Consider the following 21,094-nt stretch of genomic DNA (forward strand, 5'->3'; position numbering starts at 1 on the left):
TGTAAAGGAGATAAAAAGAAAGTCTTACTGTCGCTGTTTCTTTTTCAACCACGAAGCTAATCAAATTCTTTACTCATGAGGTTGTATGTTCAGCTAATGAAGTTCTTAGAAATACGATTTCTCGTCTGATATCTTTCGGTTTAATTGCACCGAGAATTCTATTTTCGACCTCAGGTGTCCAATATATCTTCAGCCTTCCTCGAGCTCTAGTGATGGCTGTGTAAAAAATACTATGGGTTATATGGTCTTCGACTTCATCAGTAATAACGACTTTTACAGAATTGAACTCTAAGCCTTGTGCTTTATGAATTGATACTGCATAAGCAACCTGAAACGGTACGAGAGCCGTTGATGGCACTTCAAGATTTTCATCAACTTGTCTCTGGTCGTCGACTATGAAGCGGATTACTGAACGTCCTGCTACTGAATTTTCTAGAAGTTCAAAATCATAGGGCATAGCCTCTAGCCCGTTAATTGATTTATCAACTTCAATATCAAACTGGATTTTATCTTCACCAAGTTTGATACCTACTATCCATCCTTTTATATTGTTATAAATCAAAGGCGTGAAGCGATCAGATTCATTGAATAGTATCGGATCACCAACTTTATACAATTGGAGTCCCCATGGGACGGCGCGGTTGGGATTAGCCTGTTGGAGGAACCGATTAATATTATTTATTCCATAGAGCCCGTCATAATTTAAGCATAAAATAATTTCATCTAGTTCTGAAGGTGTAAATATGGAAGCATCCAGAGATGTTGAATATTGATTTCTAGCTATTGTTTCTACTATTCTATCATCCATGCTACGAACCCTATCCCATAAGGTCTGCAACTCCTCATTATTACTTCGGTAAGGTCTTGTAAGATGATTAATTGATGATGCCGGTAAAAAACCTTCTGCCGCATTAAACCAGTTCCCAAATTGGATAGACTCAATTTGATAAATATCACCTACCAAAATAAGCAACTCAAAATCGGCTTTTTTTAAGATTTCTTTCATATCACTGTTATTGACCGTACTGCATTCATCAATGACTACTATGTCATATTTTGTACGTATACTCTGCTTCTTTATAAATTTTGTGACAGTCATAAAATCCGTATCACCTGTTTGAACTGTAACCCTACGTTTCATGTTGTCCACAGCAGGATTAGTGTTGGCCAAGTATAACCTGCTCTGGTTCATAAATAGATTTGAAATATGGTTAATAAGCGTAGACTTTCCTGTACCAGCCGAGCCGTAAATGAGTGCAACAGAAGATTGTGTGAACATTTGCCGCAACGAGGATCTTTTTTCTTCACAGTCCACTAAATGAACCTCAGAAGTAAGCCAATCGTCTACAGAGTTAGTGTAGTTCTGGATGCCTCTCGTTGACAATTCAGTGAGTTTCTGAATAATCCATACGGTGTCGTTTTCATAACCAGATATATAAAAATGAGCATTCCTTTCTTTCAAGCGGCGAGCCTGATGACGCTCATTATGGTACAACTTTCTATTGAAAGTACTCACAAGCACATCAACATCGCCAAAACGCTCAAGGTCGCTTCGCGAAGTATACAGTTGTCCATTTATTTCAGTATTTTTGAGTACATAGCGTGCAAGCAATTCATGTGTTCTATTCGTAGTGTCAAGGCAGTCAAACAAATCAACTAGCTTCGGATTGTGATGTAAAAGCGAAGTACTAAACGGCATTTTATCAAAGGGAATACACCCATAATTCAGACGAAGATTTGACAAATAACCGTTAGACTCACCAAGTTGATCCTCAATGATCCTTTTATTCATATGATAAAGTAAGTATCTAAGCACATTGGACCCTGCTTGGTGGCTTCCAATAATATTGCGACAACGGTCAAATAAATCAAAAAGATGGCTGACCTTTGCATTAAAAGTCGAGAGGATGCTGGAACGAATTTGCCTATAATGCGCATCCTCAAAACAAAGAATTTCAACTAGGTTAAGTCCGGTCCTTGTCAAGAATCGCATCAAGCCTCGTCCCTCAGCAGAACTTGCATAACCGGGCAAATCTATCGCGAAAATGCTTGAAAACCTCTCTATCTCAATTGGCCGAATTGCCACTTCCCAACTCACAATGATAAAAATAGGCATAGTCCTACCTAAGATAGTGATATTCTCTTCGATCGTTCCTAGCTTTACAGCATAGTATTTCGAGATGTCTAATGTGGTGAAAGCGATTATGCGATCAAATTTACTCGCTTTTCCAGTCGCGGGCATGAAAGTAACTTCATAATAAATTCGTTGATCTACAAAAAATGGCTTAATTTTGTAAACGTAGTATCGCATATTATCGGAAGATGCTCGATCTGCGCTGTGATTTCTGCGTCGTAACCTCTCAGCTATTTTCTCATAGTACTCTTGAAGATTTCTATCTATGTTTAATGGAAACTTGTCCAGATTCGCCAACACATCAAGTCCATACTGAGTTTTTAGGAAATCTTTGATTCTCAACATAAATTCATAGTATTTCAGCATCGCACGTTCTGAATCCTCAGGTTCTAGGGTATAGTGTGAAGCAACAATTTGTAAAAAAGCGTGAAACCTCCATAAGAATTTCAAATGTCCTTTTGTCTTTACAAAACTAATAGCCTGATCTATGTTCGAATAATTATATGTAGTAACATTAGCATGCGCATAGATTTTGAACATTGTGTGTTCAACAAACGTCCGCAAATTGGACAAAATATCTTGTGAAACCGCTCCTCTCCCCAAAGCGTCAAGGTTTTCAATATGACGGCAAATAGCTGCATCGCTTCTAAGAATTTGCTCGTTAATTCTACGAATTGTTTCGGATCCGGTAGTCATTCGCTTGCCTCATTTCTTAGGATTTTTTCGTTAATAGATACCATTTTACCATCAATAGAGGAATTTAAATGTAATAAAATTATATTCGTCTTTCTACAAATTCTTTATTTGTCCCTGCCTTCTCCTACTAATTCTAACTTAAAAAGTTTATATCTAACATGGTGAAAGTATTACGACAACAAACAATAGCCTAAGGATAAATATAATGAATAATTCGAGTGTGTTTGAAGCGTGTATAACACCTACGTCCACATAAAAGTATATATCATTCATTTTGACACAATCTAGCACACATCACATTCCTACTGTTTCAGAAAAGAAGAAAGCCCGATTCACATAGGATCGGGCTTTCTTAAATATGATTACTCTACATGCGTGGACATTTATGATAAACGAGCATTAATCAGCGTAGCTTCTACATTCAACTTGATCTTCTGCTTTACCACTATTTGTGATACGGTTCTCAGTTATTAATCTTCACCAAAATTGCCCATTTGAACAAAGGCAACCAATCATGTGTTGGGCTCTCTTTTTGATTTTAGTAAACTAGTTTCCAAAACAGCTTCTAAAATTGAAGTGCCGTCTGTCTTACCTAATCCTCTGTTAGAAACCTGAGTATACAAATCACGCATATTTTCAATCCCTGCCGCATATACGGCTGTAATTATTTTAAATTTGATACAAGAGGAACAACAGAACTAATTTTAGAAACATCTCCAAAGTTGCACAATTGACTGAATAAGGACCGATGCTTGAAAGAATTTCTACCTAAAAGGACTCATCATCAGCCTTACATGCCAGTATGAAGTAAGCTGCTAGATTACAAAGTTGCTCTGGACCAGCGAGCATTGGCGTTCAGCAAAGCTTCCACCCCATTTTTTCACTTCACCTGCAATACCTAGCGTATCTTATGTGCTTATTGTTGACGTATTCAATAATTTTTCATTTATTATAGCAACTGTGTCTTCATTTAGAAGTACCTCACTAACGCTCACACCGTCGTTAAATTTACAGGATTTCCGCCTTTCTCTGTCGAACATTATGATGTGATTACTCTGATTTTCAAAGGAGGAACAAGATGTTCAAATGGCTATTCGGTTCTACGGCACCTTCTCCTGACCCAACAGGAGAATGGGACCATGAATACCGTGTTGTTGGCGTTACCTTTGATAACCCTAACAAAGTTAACCGTCAAAAATTTTAAGGAAGTGTAGCGCGGGTCAGGACATTACGCTAAAGAGAAAGCCAAGCAAGAAATTTCCCGATGCCATAGAAGTGTGGGTAAAGCAGGAGCAGATAGGGCATATCGACGCTGATGACGCTTCAATCTTGGCCCCTATTCTGGATCGGAGAAAGCGGTTCAAGGTTACGATTAAAAAGATTACTGGTGGAACAGAAAGCAAACCAACTTTAGGTTGTATCATTTCTTTGAAAGAGAATTGATTATCTAATATAGAAAGGAGGAAGACCTTGAATACAAGCTTAAGCAATCAACAACTTGTAGAAATCATACGTACAATTCCTTTAAAGTCTTTTAAGGATCATGGTGCGTTGGTCGCAGTTACCGATATATATGATGCATGTGCAGTACGTGGTTTTCGTAACTTTGACATTATCGCTGCCAAATTGAACAAATTGGAGCAGGAGCATTCTTTCCTAATTGTCCGTGGATATGACGATCTCATTATTGGAGTCAAGGCTTATCATTAGCCAGAGTTTTTATTACAAGCAATAATATTCAAATACTTTTCAATCTTACCAATATCATCAAATTGCTCATGTTTGACTTGTTCATACAAGAACCAATGCAATTATTTTTAATCTCCCGTGGATCGGTGTGTTATTCATGCCATTGATCTTTTTAGTCAGTGCGGTGTAGTCCTAAATATAATACCATCGGCGCGCCGCATTGCTTCATATGTTACATGTATAGCAACTTCCATATCCATGCCGCTATTTTCAATAATCTCCTGAAACTTTACCACCACCTCGTTATTGTCTGAAATGGCTTAATAGACCGCCTTGATGTTGTCTGCCCAGATTTTCAGTATACTTTCCATCCCCTTCATCCATTCCTGTAAATGGACAGCAAAAAAAGTCCGATCATATGACCGGACGCTGAAAAATAAAAAATTACTTTGTATAAAGAACAAGCACATCCCATGATTCTTGAGAACAAGTGAATTTTACATCCGCTATTTCCTCAGCAGGTACACTAGCCAGGAATTCATTAACTTCTTCTTGCACTTCTTTGAGTCCTGTTCCTGAAAAAAATTCAACTTGCATTTTCTTTTTTATCAGCATTCTCTTCCCCTCCCTTCTGTATCAATTTTCGACATGAAGGAAGGTTTCACCTTGAAAAAGAGCCGCTCAAAAGCGACTCTCTGCAAAAAAAAAAATATAATTTTATTTTGATAAGAATAGTCTACTTCTTTATTTTGTCTTTGGACAGGAGTATAGGGAGGCATTAAGCAAAAGGGCTCGGACCGGTTCTGTTAGAAAGACTGACCTTCACCCCTTAGTTAGATATGATGAAGGAATGAAAGGGCTATAATTTATTGAGACATGGGGGCGAGAATCACTAGGACGAATTTGGAGACGTGCATATACTGGAAAAATAAGAGTAATCCGTATTCTCCTTTATTTACGATGCCCAATTCTCCGTCTCCCTCCTGCTGGCTCCTTCATCATCCTCTTTTTCATAATCTCGATGAAAGAGAGGATACAGATTCAAAAAAGCTTTTTACCCATTTATAGAAGATAAGCTTGGATCCACGATGGTCTACTACATGCATGCTTCTTCGCATCCCATTGCATTGTAACTTCAAGACATTGATCTTGAAAGGTATCTCCTGGGCTACTCCCTTTAGAGAATAGATGTTGTTCGATCCAGCGTATGCTCTCTTCCAGGTACCATAGGTTTTTCCCAATGAAGTTCCTGGAAAATATGATCATAGAAGCTATCCAATTTTTTTTGTAAAAGTGATGAGACAGCTCCGAACTTATGATATAGGCGGCTTTAATGTTTCAGGAATGATTAAGCGACAAAGACCTTTTCGCAGGCGATATTCATAATTAGTTTATCGCCTCTAGCAAGAGATAGTTAATTTAATTCTTCTCATAAAACTGACTTTTCCAACTATGAAGGATATCTGATAATTTGCCTTTATAGTTATCATTCGATGAAGGAACTAATAGTATAACTAAAAGAGCAATCATATCCATAAAAAATGAGACTTCAAAATAAAAAGTGAGTTTAATAGCTATATCCAATTTAAAACCAATTAATAAAAATATGTAAGCATTCATCATAGTAATGGGCTTTATCGTTATAATCAAAATAACCAAAATAGGAAAAGATAGTTTCTTTAATTTTTTACTTCCCAAAATATTATCATAAGACATTACTCGGGCAATAATAATAGACAGAAAACTTAGCAAAACAAAAATACCAATTATTTGTTTTAGACTATTTAGAGTGTTATTTACATCAAAGTAATATAAGAAAGCTCCAATCAATGCAATATGAGGTAAAATTAAAATTGCCATCGATAGATAACTTCTTGTCAATGCAAATTTACTATACTCTGGTTTTAAGAAATCTCTAAACAATGCAAAGCTAGTATTAACAATAATTAAAAAAATATATATGATCGCAAAAACCACTCCGAATAAACCCACACCCTCTGATTCCTTGAAAAATATAAGTATAAAGGGGACCAGTGTAAAAAAATAATTAAGAGTAATCGAAGCACTACTCTTCATTGCTTCATCAGTAGTCATTCCTTCATTAATCTTTTGTAATTCAATAGTTTTTGAAATTGAAGTTACAAAGCTTAAAATAGAACCGAATGACATGAGAGTGTAAAACATAAAGTCATTTTTTAATAATTCCACCTTTCCACCTTCAGGAATTATTTGAAGGTAAATAATAATAAGACCGATAAAATGCACCACAAGCATCAAATACGCTAAAATAGGTTTTATTAATTCTGGGCTACTGCCACATAAAAAGTTGAACAAATTTTGACCAAACTTCTTTCCAAAATAGAATTGCAATCCTTCTAATATATTAGTTGAATTAATAAAACTTGAAAAATAAAAATCTTTTGCAAGAGGAGAAAATACTCTAAAAAATGTTAAAAAGAGAAAAATAAAGATTAACAAATAAAATACAATACCAAATCTATTAGCAATGTTAAAGTTTTCAATCAATTTTAGCATTAGGAATACTAACAAGAAAGAAGTGCCAGATGGAATATAGTGTTGAAAGGAAATCGAAAACTTTACCTTCCCAATTAAATATGTAGTACATAAATAAATAGATAACAATCCAATAAATACTGCCAACTGAACAAATAAATCTTCAAAATTAAGTTTTAGCCCACCATTAATAATTAGTGGATAAGAGATCAAGAGAATAATAATCATTGCTGAACTTTCTAAACTATTTCTTACTTTTTCGCTAAATGAAAAAACTTTATCAAAAAATCGTAGTAACAGCATAACAACTATATAAATGAAAACAACTGTAAACATCGCATCCGTTGATTGAGAAATCAAAAACACTGCTAACACTATTCCAAATAAATATCCCATCAATATATATTTACCAATATCAACAAAAAGAATAAATGCTATTACAATAATAGTAAATACAACAGGTTTTAATGGTTGATTATAAGCTGTACCCAACATAACTAAACCAACAGATATGAATGATAATTTCAATAATTTATCTACGATAACTATGAGATTGACTTTGAATACATTTGTTTTTTCTAACCCCCAAGTAACTCCTCGGCTCAGAATAGGAACAATTGGAATAAGAAGACTCTTAATGCCCAATTGATGAAGCCCGTATAATGGCACAACAATAATGGCCACAATTAACGATAAGGTAATAAGTATTTTTGATAATCGACGAATAAAATTATTAGGGTGATAAATATTTAGGATGAAAAATGGGAGCATAAGTAAAGGAAAAATAAATCCTACATAGATTAACGATATCGGCATTAATTCCTCCATATCTTCAAAACACTATCAACAACAAAAACCCTTCAGGCAGATATACAAAAAATTCAGTTCTCGTTTTCAGCATCATCAATTAATCCATAAGGCAAACCTTTGGTACCATCCCCATCAAATTTCGCTACTATATATTCGTCAGACAAAAAATCGGGATAACCATTATTGATTACTATCAATTGAATCTGATGTTTCTTTTCCTTATCCAATTTAAGAAAGAACTGAATTATTGAATTATAGATTCTTTCATCTTTGAATACTGCCTCATCTTTAGGATCTGCCCCTAAATTTTTTCGAGGTGTATCAATTATTAATAGTCCTGGATGTTTAAACTTTTCTTCGGTTCCAACAATTAATACACTAAGATAATATGCCATTGTTAACATGGTTACAGAACCTAGACTACCTATTTGACTATATTTTTTTCCTCTGATATATGGCAAATAGTCTTTTGCAGAGATATAGGCATTTGATAATTTAGGGAAATTAAAAGCCTTAAGAATTTCTTCATAGACCCTACTCACTTTGTTTATAACTGTGTCTTTGTCCATATTACTTGACTCTATATCCCTTACTTGCTGTTTCAGTCCATTTAGTATTGCATTCTCGCCTTGCAACTTATGTAGCATAAAATGAAACTCATTGATAATTCTTAATGTTTGTTCTAACTCTTTAAGTTGATTTTTATTTTCACCTAACTGCATATTTAATTTTTCGATTTCTTCAATATAGGGGCTAATATATTCCATTCTCAAGTGGTTTAATGTATTTTGTTCATTTACTAATAATGACTCTTCGTTAATTTTCTTAAATTCCAAGTCTCTAACAGTCTCATTTTGATCAATAATAAAAGTTGACAGTTTATTAAAACGCAGTTTCAGTCGATTAGATTCACTTTTATACACTCTTTGTTCTTCTTCAGATAAATTCTGAAGTATACTACCACACAACTCACAACCACCTTCATGTGGCACCAATTCATTTAAACATGATGGGCATACTTCAAATTTATAACGATTCAGTGTAATGGAGCCTTCTAATAAAAAATCAATCTTCTCAACTTCATTCCGATATTGATTTCTAAGCAAAGTTAATTTTTCAATATATTGCGCTTGTTCTAGAATATCTTTCTTAAGTTTATTGATTTCAATCTGTCTTTTTATAATAGATTCTTCTATTTCTGCTCCAGGTATTCCAAGTTGCTTTCTATTCGATTTCAAACTATATATATCCCCTTGTAATTCAGCAATATATAATTCAAGTTCATTTTTCTTCTTCCTATATGTCTCTAAATCCAACATATTTAAATTCTTAAGAAATTCAAATACACCTTGTCTTCTTTTTTCCAAGTCTGAAATTTTTTCACCTTGTTCTTTGATTTTCGCTTTGATCTCTGATAACATACTATCGAAAATGTTAAAAATAATTTCAAAGGTTGGTTTTCTTTTAATACTCGGACCCCAATTTTTTTCTTTCATTATATCTTCATTATCAATTTCTGTTTGTTTAAGATAACAGAACTTAAATATATCTCGAAAACTAAAGTTCTGATTGACTACCTTAATATCAATAAAGCCGAGTTGAGCAAGTAAAAAACGAGATAAGGAATCTTCATTTGCGGGAGAGTCAATAGGTAGTAATTTGAACTCATTACTATATTTCATTTCACTTTCCAAATATTCGAAAAGTTTTACTGGTCTGTCAAAGTCAAATAGCGGACGAACAATTTTAAACAATTTATTTCCTAATGTAATTTCCAGTTCAACATCAGTACAGCTGTTTCCAATTTCTATGTAATCTTTATGGTCTTCGGACCCCAAAGCATAATTTATTAATTCCACTATAGAAGATTTTCCAGTAGATGTTGGGCCAGAGATGTAATTTAATCCCCTTCTAAAATTAATTGAATAATTTTTTTTGCGCCCATTTAATGTCAACTTTTGAATGTATATTTTCCCCACTTTAATTTAGCCCCTTTATTTCATCTTTTTAAGCGAGACATACTTTTATAAATTATATCTTCTTCAATTTTAGTATCGCTTAGCTTGGAAACATACTTTTTCACATACATAGCTACAGATTTTAAATCATTAGAGTGTGTTGATTTCAAACTTTCGGTGATCTCTATACCTTTATTTGAAATAATATATACAAATTCATTACTTGCTATGTTTCTTGTAATTAATCGTTTTGCCATTAGATACCTTAGGTACATATGGTACTCTGCTCTGTCTGGTTTCCAATGATAATATGAATAGTAGTCGTAGTAACTTATCTTTTCTTCAGATTTTTCATCGTCAATCATCACCCGAGGATATTTCATGTAAAAATCAAACAGCATAATTTTGTCTAATGTTGTCTTTATAGTTTTTTGATTGTTAAAATTTGATAACAATACTAGAATTCGTGTTACATTTAAGATAAGCTCAGAATTAACTTCGGAAGCTTTATTCATTCTGTTGTTCCTCCTTCCGCAGCCTATATAGCCTTAAATTTTCCTCGTAATTTTTAACCCAGCCAATTTTACAGTTGTCTGACCATTGATGTAACATACCCTTTTTGGCATATAAACTAGCTGATAGATTTTTAGATAATAGAGCCGAATCTGCCATAAGCTCAATTTTTTCATATACACTTGACAATAATACAGCCCCGTTATTTTCATCATTATAACCAAGATGTTTACTGTGCCAATAGCTCCTTACGTCATTCTGCAAACGAGCTAATTCCTTAATTTCACTTTTCACTGATTTGCTTTTAACAGCGTTACTTAACATTTCTGCATGAAAGAATTCTGTTTGACAAAGTTGATGTTCAAAAATCTGCGCCGCTTCTAGTTTTTCAACAAACACGAAATCTTTATAATAATCTTCCTCAAGCTCGTAGAAGTAAGGGTCTATGTACTCATGAATATCAATATGATTATCACTAAGAACTTTCTCAAATTTAGAGACACCAATAGCTCCAAGTGAAATTGCTTTTCCTTTCTCCATCGCTTCAGTTATAAAGACTCCAACCAATCTACCATCAACCATTAAAGGTGCGCCAGATAACCCCGAGAAATCCGAAATTGGAGTTTGATGGCTCAAATCTATATTCCAATCATAGGAATTAAACTCTTCTTCACCAATAACCCTTGATATTTTATTTCCTACCCATTGACCACTTGACCATTTCACTGTTGGATAGCCAAATGTAGAATAATCGTCGCCGGCTCCCACCTCAAAATCTGAGAATCTTAAGTGACTGTGATTTACTGGTGAATCTAACTCAAGAACTACAACAGCGTCTGTAACTTCTCTCGTTACCGGTAATGCTCTCCTTACATTACGTTCACTTCCTATATTTAAAAATTCTAACACAATGGCAATAGAACCATCGTTTAAATGATTTTTAATATTATGAGTTGCGGTTATGACTTTACTCGGTGAAATTAAGAAGGCTGTACCCTTATCTAAACAATCCTCTGGTCCGCAAGTGAGCCTACACACAGAAGATGAGATCTCTTTTGCACTGTGCAACATTTATACACATACCCTTTCACAATCATAATTTAATATTTAAAATATTATTTTCCTTTGGATATACAAACGTACAGTTCAAATTTTTCTTTTCAATCATTTCTTGGATTTGTTGTGAATGAGTCGTTTTATAATTAAGATAAATTGATATTTCTTTTCCACTTGATTTTCCAGCTATTTTTGCAAGGGTACTGAGATCCGGATGACTGTGTTTGCTACCATCAGTTGATATGATGTATGTTGAGCAATTGAGAAGTTCTAATAATCGTGTAGTGGTATTCTTAGAACTTCCGTGATGTGATATTTTAACTAAATCAAACTGAACTTGACCATTCTCATCCTTAGTCATTTTTTCTAATTGATCGACTACTACTTCTGCATGAGAATCGCCTAAAAATAACATTCTTTTATTCGCGGCCTCCAGTATAAACGCAATGGACGATCCGTTTGTAACAGAAGTATCTTTTCTTGGCTTTTCGGAAATGAGGTCGTCAAATGAAACATATTGGGCAGATATTGGTTTGTGTATTTCATCTTCTTCACTTTCGCTTTCCATACGCAAGCTAAATTCGAATGCATCATCAAAAATAATGTCTTCAGAAAAAATAAAGTTATACTTCTCTTTCCTGAGCTCTTTCTCCCATTTCCCTCCTAATCTATTAAGTTTATTCGTATTTGGTGATAGTAATGTCACAGTGAAGTTTGAAAATGGAAAAGGCTCAGAAAAGTCATCAGAATTGACCGCTTTTCCCCCAAACTTTTGATTCCAGGGATATCCGCCCTTTAACAATAATGCCGCTAGTGTAGAACCCTGTTTAGCACTAATATCTTGAGATTCATTATTTATTTGCTCAGCTAATTTCTTCCCTTTCGAGATAATATCATTTAGTATTTCTAGTTCACGGTCTTCAATTTTTTTTTGCTTTGAGAATTGTAAGTGTTTATAACTATTGTGCCATACCTCCTTAATAAAGATGATTCTCGAAGAATTGTAATTAACATTTTCCGAAAACAATTCAACCATTCCTTCAATATGGTCCTCATCTATATGGGTCACTATTAGTAATTCTATCTCCTCCTTATTCAAGGCTAATTCTTGAAGACGAATTTTCAGAAAATCATGATATGTACTGCTAATTCCAGCATCAATAAGAATGTGACTTTTATCAACTGTAACAAGGAAGCAATCCCCTTCTGATGCTGGGAAAACTTCTATCATTAAATTAGATTCCAAATTTCCACTCCTTCCTCTTTTATTCTCTTTATTTCTTTTAATTTTACCAAAATAAGTTGGCGAAAGTTGTCGAATTCAGGGGCAGATGTAATAAAATCATAAACAACTTGTTAATTTCTTAAAATTTTAAAATTCAATAAAATAACGAAGTTTAGCTAAATAAAAAGTTATGATTACACTTGATTAAGAAACAAAAATTCTCTAGCTGGGGTTAATTCCATTAATGTGCAGCGTCACAAATGTGGTTCGATTATCAGCAGCAAGAACGGGAGCAGCTAATGCCAAGGAACCCACAAGGCTGTGTGTATCGTGAAAGCTTGAATATTTTTATCGCTGGACAATTAATTTGAATGAGTTAGATCTTTATTAAAATGCAACTACCACAACAAACAGCGCATAATTAATCTTATGCGCTGTTTATTGTGGGTTCCTACCTTTTAAGTTGATTGATTCTAACTTCTAACCAAGCCCGGTTTTGATGTATCATCAAAATCTGGTGAATCTCCTGCAGACAAGCCGGATCGTCGGAATGCATTCCGATTTTGAGCCATGGATCATCTTCGGGTCGCAGGATCTGCCCGGGCCAATTCTGCGCAGTGAATACTTCATTTACAGTGTAGGCCCAATACCGGCAATTGCTCTCAAGCGCCAGCGCGTAAAGCTCCTGAACCTAGTTATCCTCTAGCGTATGGCGAACCAGCAGGCTACCTGGAGCCCGCCACACCTCACTCCCGTTGACGGCAACAAGCGGAGAACGCAGGCCGAGCTGTTCGACATAAGGCGCAATACTCTGCACCTCCCGGCCCGTAGCGAACATTACGGCAATCCCTTGTTCAATCGCCCGGTGAATCCACTTACGGTTCTCTGTGGATATCTCATGGTTCCGGTTCAGTACTGTCTTGTCCATATCCAGTGCGAGCAGCTTATATTCCATTCCTTCATTCCTCACATTCCGATCTCCATTTGCTGTATTCCTGCGTCACGGTTAAGAGACATGGTGGATATCTTCTGCTTCATATCCGAATGCTTGCTGGATAGGACAAAATGCATTCTTACTGCACCGCCTTCCAGCATATCCATCTTGAAGGACTTCACCTTGATCCCCTCATCGCGGAAGAAGTTCAAAAAGATCCCGGGATCGCCTTCCTTCGCCACCGTTACCGTATACACTGCCGTCTTGCCGGACGGACGGATACGCTTTTCCACCCACTGGAGCACAAACAGACAGACCAGCACAGAAACAAAGGTGAGGATAGCCCCGTAATAGAAGCCGGCGCCAATGGCAATACCCATTGCGGCGACTACCCAGAGCGACGCGGCTGTCGTCAATCCGGAAATCGTATTTCCGGTGCGCAGAATCGTTCCGGCTCCAAGGAAGCCGATACCGCTGATAATTTGTGCCGCCAGCCGGGCCGGGTCCAGCCGGACATTAGGTTCCCCAGCAAATTGGCTGAAGCCGTAAATCGAGGTGAGCGTAATCAACGCCGAGCCCAGGCAGACCAGAATATGGGTGCGGAATCCGGCGTGATGCTGGCCCCGCTCTCTTTCCAGTCCAACGAGTCCACCGATCAGGAGAGCAAGGGCGATCCTGAGGCTAATATCCATATAGCCAATATGCCACACGTCTGGATTGGCAGTCATTATCACTTCATCCCTTTATACAATCTGTCCATATCCTTCGAATGGGTAATCAATCGTAATTCGGCCTGCCTGGCAATCACCGATTCCGCTGTACAGATCCACTTTACCGTCTTGTCGCATCACAATGCCGGAGGTGAAAGCGCAATCGACCAGAGCGGGCGTCTTGGCTGGCCCCGGAGGGTAGCAGGTACGGCTACCAATTAGATGTAGGTCTTCCGCTTTCCGGGTTCCCGGGTCGAAGACGAATGCCATGTTGAGATAGACCTTCACTTCGCCACCGCTTGCATCCTCATCCCGGTAACAGTTATGGCCGATAATACCGATCTTTCCGCTGTCCAGTAAGTATGCCTGATTGACCCCGCCCCACTCACCTTCGCCAAAGATGCCCGGGATATAAGGAGCTTGCTCTATTGTCTCGGCTGTAAGCTGATCTAGGCCGTCAAACACAGTAAAGCCAATCATAGATTCGCTACCATATTTACCCAGAGTCTCCGCTCCACGTGGACGGGAGAAGACTCCTATTCTGCCATCCTGCAATTCGACCAGGCGGATATCCTTCATCTTATTGGGACCTGTAGTGAAATAATACAAATTATGAAGATCCGTTCCCCTGTGAAAATATCCGAAATAGGTCTTCACCTTCCCCCCTTCCCGCTGGACATGAGTGCCGCCCATGACGATTTCGCTGCCGATCAGGCTGACATAAGGGTCTTCCAGCGTATAAATCATACTGCCCTGTACGAGAGTCCATTCATCCTGTCCAGTCTCCTCAAAGAGGCGAACCCAAGACCGTGCCCATTCATCGCGCCGCTCTACCCGGCCGAACAGATAGCGTTTGCCATCACGTTCAAAGGGGATGGTAATGTTGTATACATCAAATCCCTCAACCCCGTGAAAGCTTAGGATTGCACGATCATAAATTTGTTTAGTTACCTCAAATTGAATTCTTTGCTCTAGTAAAGTCAAACTACTCACTCCATTTCTTTTCTCTTTTATTTCCCTTGTTTGGCTTGATATTCATTGAATTGGCGAACATATTCGGCGACGACTTTATCCAAGCCTGCCTTCTTCATCTTGTCGAGTGCGGCGGGGAAGTCCTTGTCGAACTCTTGCACGCCCATGTAGATTGGGGTGATGCTCGCACTGGCTTCCGAGACAATATTAGTGTATTCTGTCCGCACATTGGTCGGATCGAATACAAAGTTAGCAGCGATGCTGTTTACCGCAGTTGGATTCGCTTCATACAGCACTTTATTATTTTCAGGAATGCTGTTCTCTAAATCAAACCGCATAAAGTTTACATTGCCATTCTGTGATTCCGAGCCCCTGTAACCAGGCTTGTTATTGTTGTTCGGATCATTAATAACCTTCATGCCCTTGTCGCCGTCTTTATTGTAATGTTTTCCTTCGATTCCATATTGCACTAGGTCGTAGTTCTCCTGGCTGTCCAGAATCCAATTCATAAACTTGACCGCTTCCTCAGGATGCTTACTTCCCACGGGAACCGCATTACCGTTTTTGAAGGTGAGCGGACGGAGATAGACTTTCTCCGGATTGAACCAAACGACTCCGACGTCATCCACTGTAGCTTGAGGATTGTTCTTCTGCAAAGTGCTCAAACTTCCCGCTGTGCCGAGGTTCACGAACCAGTCGCCGTTGTCGAGTTGAGCCTTAACCTGTTCCTGCTTCATGACGAGAATGTCCGGATTGGTCAGCCCCTTAGTGTACAACTTGCGCATAAATTCGGCGTCCTTCTTAAATTCTGCAGTTTCAATCCAGGACTTGACCTCACCCTTCTGATTTACATAGAAAAATTTATCCTTGACCGTAAACGGGAATGTTTCGTAGGTGCGATGTAGAATTGAGGTGTGCAGACTAACTGGATCGAAATCCGCCTTGGTTGCGAAGTAAGGTTTGCTGCTGCCCTTCCAGTTCTTCATCACTGTTTCCCAAGTGCTGATAAGCTCATCCGGAGTAGTTGGTTCCTCAAGATTATTTGCCCGGAGGATATCCCTGCGGATATTGAACTCGCCTTCACTCGCCATTTCCACCCAATAGGACGGAACTGTGTAGTATTTCCCATCGATTGTAGCACCGTCGAAAATATCATCGGGAATATTTTTTTTCAAATTTTGCCCATATTTCTCAATTGCCCCGCTGATATCAGCTAATGCTCCTCGGTTATAGTAGCTGGAGAACGGAGTACGGTCCTGCATAATATGGAACAGGTCAAAATCCTCACCGGTGGACAGCATAAGATTAAGTTTCTGGTCCCAGGCATCGCTCGGAATATAAATTTTCTCGACTTCCACTCCTACTCCGTCTGCAGCCAGCTTTTCATTAATTTTTTGATAGACTTCCTTGTAGTCTCTCGGTTCCGTGCCTGGAACAACATATTTAATCTTGACCGGTACTGTCTTATTCTCTTCATCGGCTGTCTGTGTGCCGGCAGCATTTCCTTTGCCCTCTTCATTCACCGTATTGCCGGAGTTATTGTTGCCGCATCCGGTGAGTGCGGTAACCGCAAGCATGGCTGCAAGCGCTAGAGAAAGACTTTTTTTCATGTAAAATCGACTCCCTTATAATTTTGTATATAAACCCCAGAGGGATTATATCAACCCTTAACTGATCCTATAACCAGTCCTTTAACAAAATACTTCTGTAAATAGGGATAGAGAAAAATGATGGGTCCAATCGTGACAATTGCTGTAGCCATCTTGACAGATTCAGCTGGGAGAGTGACGTCACCTGCTCCAGCCAGCATCGTCATCTCATTAAGCATGCTGATTTCAGATTTTAATTGCAGGAGCAAGAATTGTAGCGGATACAGACTCCTGTCATTAATCAACATAATTGCGTTCCACCAGTTGTTCCAGTAATCGAGCCCATAGAACAGCGCTATTGTTGCAAGCACAGGTGTACATAGCGGAAGATAGATCCGGAAAGCAATTGTTAAATCGTTTGCCCCATCTATCGTTGCCGATTCTCGCAGCGAGTCTGGCACTCCATTCATGAAATTGCGCACCAGAAAGAGATTGAAAGGGCTGAAAAGTAATGATGGAATAATCAATGCAAGAATATTATCAGTAAGCCCCAGCCAACGGTTCATTAAATACCAGGGCACAATTCCGGCGGAGAAGATCATCGTAATAAAAAAATAAAGTGACAGTGCATTGCGGTACTTCACACTCTTGTTGGCCAAGGTATAACCGGCCATGGAAGTAATCAGAATAGCCAGACTCGTTCCAACGAGCGTAACGAAGATCGATATCATGTAACTGTGCAGGACCTGCGATCCGCCGGTAAAAATTACTTTATAAGCATAAAAAGAGAATTTTTTGGGAAACAGGCTGTAGCCGTTCTTCAGAATTGTATCTTCATCCGTTATCGAAATCATCAGGACCAGCAGCATGGGCAATAGACACATCGCCGAATACAGGGTAACGCAGATATACATAATCATGTTGCTAATGGAACCCTTTTTCACTTTAACTCCTCCTAAAATTTTTGGAGCTTAGCTACCCTGATTAGACATCGTAAAAAACTCACTTTGAAAACATGGTCTCAGGGCATACCTCGGTAGGTTTAACTCAAAACAACACATTTTTCTAGTAAAGCGCACCATCCTTGAAGAATTTTCGTGTAATCGTGTTGGTGCCAAAGACAAGTATGAATCCAACCACCGACTGGAACAGTCCGACGGCCATCGCTTCGGAAGGATCACCAATCTGTCGCAGGGAACGGAACACATAGGTATCAATAATGTCCGTAGTCTGGTATAGGGTTCCGTTATCGCCGACCAAGGCATATATCATCCCGAAGTCGCCGTACATGATCTTTCCGATGGAGAGTAGCGTCAATATGACAACCGTCGGCATCATCAGGGGAATTGTGATTCGCCTGCACATTTGCCAGCGGTTGGCTCCATCGATTTCGGCCGCTTCATACAAGGTATCGTCAATGCCTGTAATGGTGGCCAGGTAAATCACCGCACTCATCCCCGCTCCCTTCCAGACATGCATGAGGGTCAAAATCACTGGCCAGACTCCGGGTTTTGTGTACCAGTTGATGGAAGCTATCCCTAGCTTGTTTAACAGTTGGTTCACAATCCCCATGTCCATGGAAAAGAACGCATAAATCACGTAGCTAATGACGATCCAGGAGATAAAATTCGGAAACAACATAACAGACTGGCTAATCTTAACAAACAGCTTTTTCCGCAGCTCGTTCAATAGCAAGGAAATAGCAAGTGCTGTCAGTGTGCCAAAGAAAATGAACAGGATATTTAGGAAAATTGTATTAAAGGTTACCGTGAATGCCTTGTTGGAGCGAAAGAAAAATTCGAAATTTTGAAAGCCCACCCATTTGCTGTGAAAGATTCCTTCCGTGTAATTGAACCGTTGAAACGCGATCAGCATATAAGGATAGGTCATATACCCGAATATAAACGTGTAGATCATTGCCGGCAAAACCAGCAGATAGGATGTGCTGTTGGCGCGGATATCCGATAGAACCCCCATTCGCCGACGAAACTTTTTCATCAATTTCAAATCCTCCCGTTAACGTTATTGTGGTTTGATTGCTTGCTATGACGCTAACATTAGGCCAGATTCCGGCTGCTGGCTATTTCAAATACCGGACATTTCTTTAACTAATCGGTTATCAGACCTCCATATTAAACGAGTAGCTTCCACTATCCTGATAAACTCATCTGAAGGCACTACTCGATAACGATCGAAGAGGCCTTATCATTCCAACCGTAAGGACTTAACGTCGTCTGATCCGATGTAAGAGTCAGAGAATCCCCCTGAAAGTTATCGTTCCAATAGAGCTTCACTGACACCCCCCCGACAATTCTCAGTGAGGTAATGTCGTCATTGCGAATCCCCGCTTCGATGAGTTGGTCCAGTGAATACCGACCTTTAGGCAAACTTACAGCATATCCGCCATAGCTTCCGTGCTGGTAAAATACCGCTCCTTCCTTCAATCCGTATACTTCAAATTCATATATGCGGGCTGCAGTATCACCGCTTCTTGCTGCGGCGTCTGTAATATAGAGTCGGGCATATCTGCCAAATACGTTCACGTTATGTGTCGTCACATTTGCTTTATTGTCCGTGACATTTACCATACTGTTCCAGTTGGTGCCATCTTCACTCACCTGAATACGGAAAGCCGCGGTATTCAGTTCCGCCGCCTCTCCGCCGGCGGCGGAATGCTTGACGACAAATCGGGTGATGTTGTGACGGACCCCAAGATCCAACTGCAAATAATGTGGCTCCGCTCCTGTAGCAGCCCACTTGCTGTTCCCGGCTACCGTACCGTCAATTGCCTTCTCTGGCCCTTCGCCATATACAAATCCATCTGCGGTGGCGCTTACATTACGTGCCGTATTAACATAGTCGAACAGCTCAATCTCCGAGACCTGCAGGCCGGAGCCGCCGCCGCTCGTAAACTCGAAGCGAATATATTCATAGCCCGCGGTATTGGAGAAAGCATATTCCCTAGTTTGATAGCGCAGCTCAAAGTTCTGATTTGACTGTCCATCGAGAACAGTCCAGTTCACACCATCATTCGAGCCTTTAACCGTCCAGTTCTTCGGATCGCGGAGCTGCGGGTTATCGTTACCGGAGGTCAACCGGTAGCGGTTGATGGCAAAGCGGCTGCCGTTTGCGAACCGAAATTGTACCCAGGCCGAGCCATGGGGGGTGTAATATTTAGTCCGCTTATCATTGTCGAATGCCTTCGCCGCTTCCTCTCCGGCGGGACTGTCACTATATTGCGATGTTGCTGTCCCAAAGCTTGTTCGATCAGGGGAAGGGTCTCCGGTAAGTGGAATATTTACGGTCAATTGAACGGGATAGTGATCGGAAGGATACAATCCGTTTTCGTTATAACGATTGATCTCAATTGACTGGAGACGTGTGGAATTCCGTTGAAAGATCCAATCGATATGGCCTGTATCCACCGAGCCGTCAAAATTGCTATAGGTTCCGTCATTGGTGTAACTATGCCCCAAATCGGCCCAGGTATCGTTCAGATCTGAATTCTGAAGTTGCTGGAACGATGGGCTGGTCTCTTCCATATTGAGATCTCCGCCCAGGAAAACTGGAATTGTAGGCGATGTCACGTATTTGGCGATCCGGTTAAGCAACAGCCCTACCCCCTGAGCTCGTGCTTCATCGGTCAGTCCTAGATGGGTATTGAAATAATAAAATTGTGCCCGGCTATCGTCCAGAGACTGAAATTTGGCCCATGTGCAGATCCGCGGATAGCTGGTTTCGTGAGTACTCTTGCTGCCCGGCACATCCGGAGTGTCGCTGAGCCAGAACTGTCCCCACTCCGCAGCCTGATATTTATCCGACCGGTAAAGAATGTTGTTGTACTCGTCTGTCGTATTTCCGTAGCGTGACACGCCTACCGAAGCATAAGAGGCGCTTAGTCCATTAAGCAAATCGTGAATTTGATTCTCATAGCCCTCCTGCATCCCAATAACGTCAGGGCCATACGATTCAATTGCATTTACTACCCGCTGCTTGCGGTTCACCCAAGCGATATCTCCCGTCCCCGAGCGGTTGCGGATATTGAAGGTCATCAGCTTCACTTGCTGCGAATCCTCCTCAGCAGCCGCCTTAGCTTTAGGCAGCTCCCCGGTTGTGACTCCAGTAAACGTCATCATACCCACCAATAGCAACATAGTCCATTTTTTTGACATCCTCATGTCCTCACTCTCCTTCTCGATACTGCCTCTTCTCATAGTGGCAGCATTCTTCCATCTTAGGTAGAACCTCCTCTTGCTGTCCATTTCGAAAACAGGAACTTACTTTCACAATCCTG

16 protein-coding genes are annotated in these 21,094 nt (G+C 39.4%); 2 read left to right on the forward strand and 14 right to left on the reverse strand.

Going from position 1 to position 21,094, the window contains the following annotated elements; translation table 11 throughout:
* Positions 1-73: 73 nt before the first annotated feature.
* Positions 74-2,830, reverse strand: coding sequence for an ATP-dependent RecD-like DNA helicase (locus tag NST58_RS24585; RefSeq protein WP_339244480.1), 2,757 nt, complete (start codon positions 2,828-2,830; stop codon positions 74-76).
* 1,078 nt (positions 2,831-3,908) lie between these two features.
* On the opposite strand from NST58_RS24585, the gene NST58_RS24590 reads away from it, so the two are divergent.
* Both NST58_RS24590 and NST58_RS24595 read left to right on the forward strand, forming a co-directional pair.
* A complete protein-coding gene (locus tag NST58_RS24590) occupies positions 3,909-4,034 on the forward strand; it encodes a hypothetical protein (protein ID WP_256716619.1) in 126 nt (41 codons plus the stop codon).
* A gap of 266 nt (positions 4,035-4,300) precedes the next feature.
* Positions 4,301-4,540 carry a hypothetical protein gene (locus NST58_RS24595; RefSeq protein ID WP_076305315.1) on the forward strand — a complete coding sequence of 80 codons (240 nt, stop codon included), beginning with the start codon at positions 4,301-4,303 and terminating at the stop codon, positions 4,538-4,540.
* 423 nt (positions 4,541-4,963) lie between these two features.
* Here NST58_RS24595 and NST58_RS24600 read toward each other — a convergent pair whose 3' ends face one another.
* The 13 genes from NST58_RS24600 to NST58_RS24660 all read right to left on the reverse strand — a co-directional run bounded on the left by NST58_RS24600 (position 4,964) and on the right by NST58_RS24660 (position 20,978).
* Complete coding sequence (locus tag NST58_RS24600; RefSeq protein WP_179088249.1) at positions 4,964-5,134, reverse strand: hypothetical protein; 171 nt, start codon at positions 5,132-5,134, stop codon at positions 4,964-4,966.
* An 804-nt stretch (positions 5,135-5,938) separates the two neighbouring features.
* Positions 5,939-7,849, reverse strand: coding sequence for a hypothetical protein (locus tag NST58_RS24605; protein ID WP_076305316.1), 1,911 nt, complete (start codon positions 7,847-7,849; stop codon positions 5,939-5,941).
* Positions 7,850-7,914: 65 nt separating this feature from the next.
* The gene (locus tag NST58_RS24610; RefSeq protein WP_076305317.1) at positions 7,915-9,822 is read right to left on the reverse strand and encodes an AAA family ATPase; all 1,908 of its coding nucleotides are present in this window, start codon (positions 9,820-9,822) and stop codon (positions 7,915-7,917) included.
* Positions 9,823-9,842: 20 nt separating this feature from the next.
* On the reverse strand, positions 9,843-10,316 hold the full coding sequence (locus NST58_RS24615; protein WP_076305318.1) for an ABC-three component system middle component 2: 474 nt from the start codon (positions 10,314-10,316) through the stop codon (positions 9,843-9,845).
* On the reverse strand, positions 10,309-11,385 hold the full coding sequence (locus tag NST58_RS24620; RefSeq protein ID WP_076305319.1) for a trypsin-like peptidase domain-containing protein: 1,077 nt from the start codon (positions 11,383-11,385) through the stop codon (positions 10,309-10,311). Before NST58_RS24620 ends, NST58_RS24615 begins: the two co-directional genes overlap by 8 nt.
* Positions 11,386-11,407: 22 nt before the next feature.
* Entirely contained in the window at positions 11,408-12,616 is a 1,209-nt protein-coding gene (gene avs1a / locus NST58_RS24625) for an AVAST type 1 anti-phage system MBL fold metallo-hydrolase Avs1a (protein WP_076305320.1), read from the reverse strand.
* 670 nt (positions 12,617-13,286) lie between these two features.
* Positions 13,287-13,565, reverse strand: coding sequence for an HAD family hydrolase (locus NST58_RS24630; RefSeq protein ID WP_076305321.1), 279 nt, complete (start codon positions 13,563-13,565; stop codon positions 13,287-13,289).
* Positions 13,562-14,257 carry an MgtC/SapB family protein gene (locus NST58_RS24635; protein ID WP_143763939.1) on the reverse strand — a complete coding sequence of 232 codons (696 nt, stop codon included), beginning with the start codon at positions 14,255-14,257 and terminating at the stop codon, positions 13,562-13,564. The genes NST58_RS24630 and NST58_RS24635 overlap by 4 nt, the downstream gene beginning before the upstream one ends.
* Before the next feature lie 15 nt (positions 14,258-14,272).
* On the reverse strand, positions 14,273-15,232 hold the full coding sequence (locus NST58_RS24640) for a DUF1861 family protein (RefSeq protein ID WP_256716620.1): 960 nt from the start codon (positions 15,230-15,232) through the stop codon (positions 14,273-14,275).
* A 17-nt stretch (positions 15,233-15,249) separates the two neighbouring features.
* Complete coding sequence (locus NST58_RS24645) at positions 15,250-16,821, reverse strand: extracellular solute-binding protein (RefSeq protein WP_081391962.1); 1,572 nt, start codon at positions 16,819-16,821, stop codon at positions 15,250-15,252.
* Between the two features lie 50 nt (positions 16,822-16,871).
* Entirely contained in the window at positions 16,872-17,744 is an 873-nt protein-coding gene (locus NST58_RS24650; protein WP_256716621.1) for a carbohydrate ABC transporter permease, read from the reverse strand.
* A 121-nt stretch (positions 17,745-17,865) separates the two neighbouring features.
* Positions 17,866-18,798, reverse strand: a complete 933-nt coding sequence (locus tag NST58_RS24655) for an ABC transporter permease subunit (RefSeq protein ID WP_076305323.1) — start codon at positions 18,796-18,798, stop codon at positions 17,866-17,868.
* 179 nt (positions 18,799-18,977) lie between these two features.
* Complete coding sequence (locus NST58_RS24660; RefSeq protein ID WP_076305324.1) at positions 18,978-20,978, reverse strand: discoidin domain-containing protein; 2,001 nt, start codon at positions 20,976-20,978, stop codon at positions 18,978-18,980.
* Between the last annotated feature and the right edge of the window lie 116 nt (positions 20,979-21,094).

The organism is Paenibacillus sp. FSL R10-2796, assembly GCF_037965315.1.
Classification (GTDB): Bacteria; Bacillota; Bacilli; order Paenibacillales; family Paenibacillaceae; genus Paenibacillus_AQ; species Paenibacillus_AQ odorifer.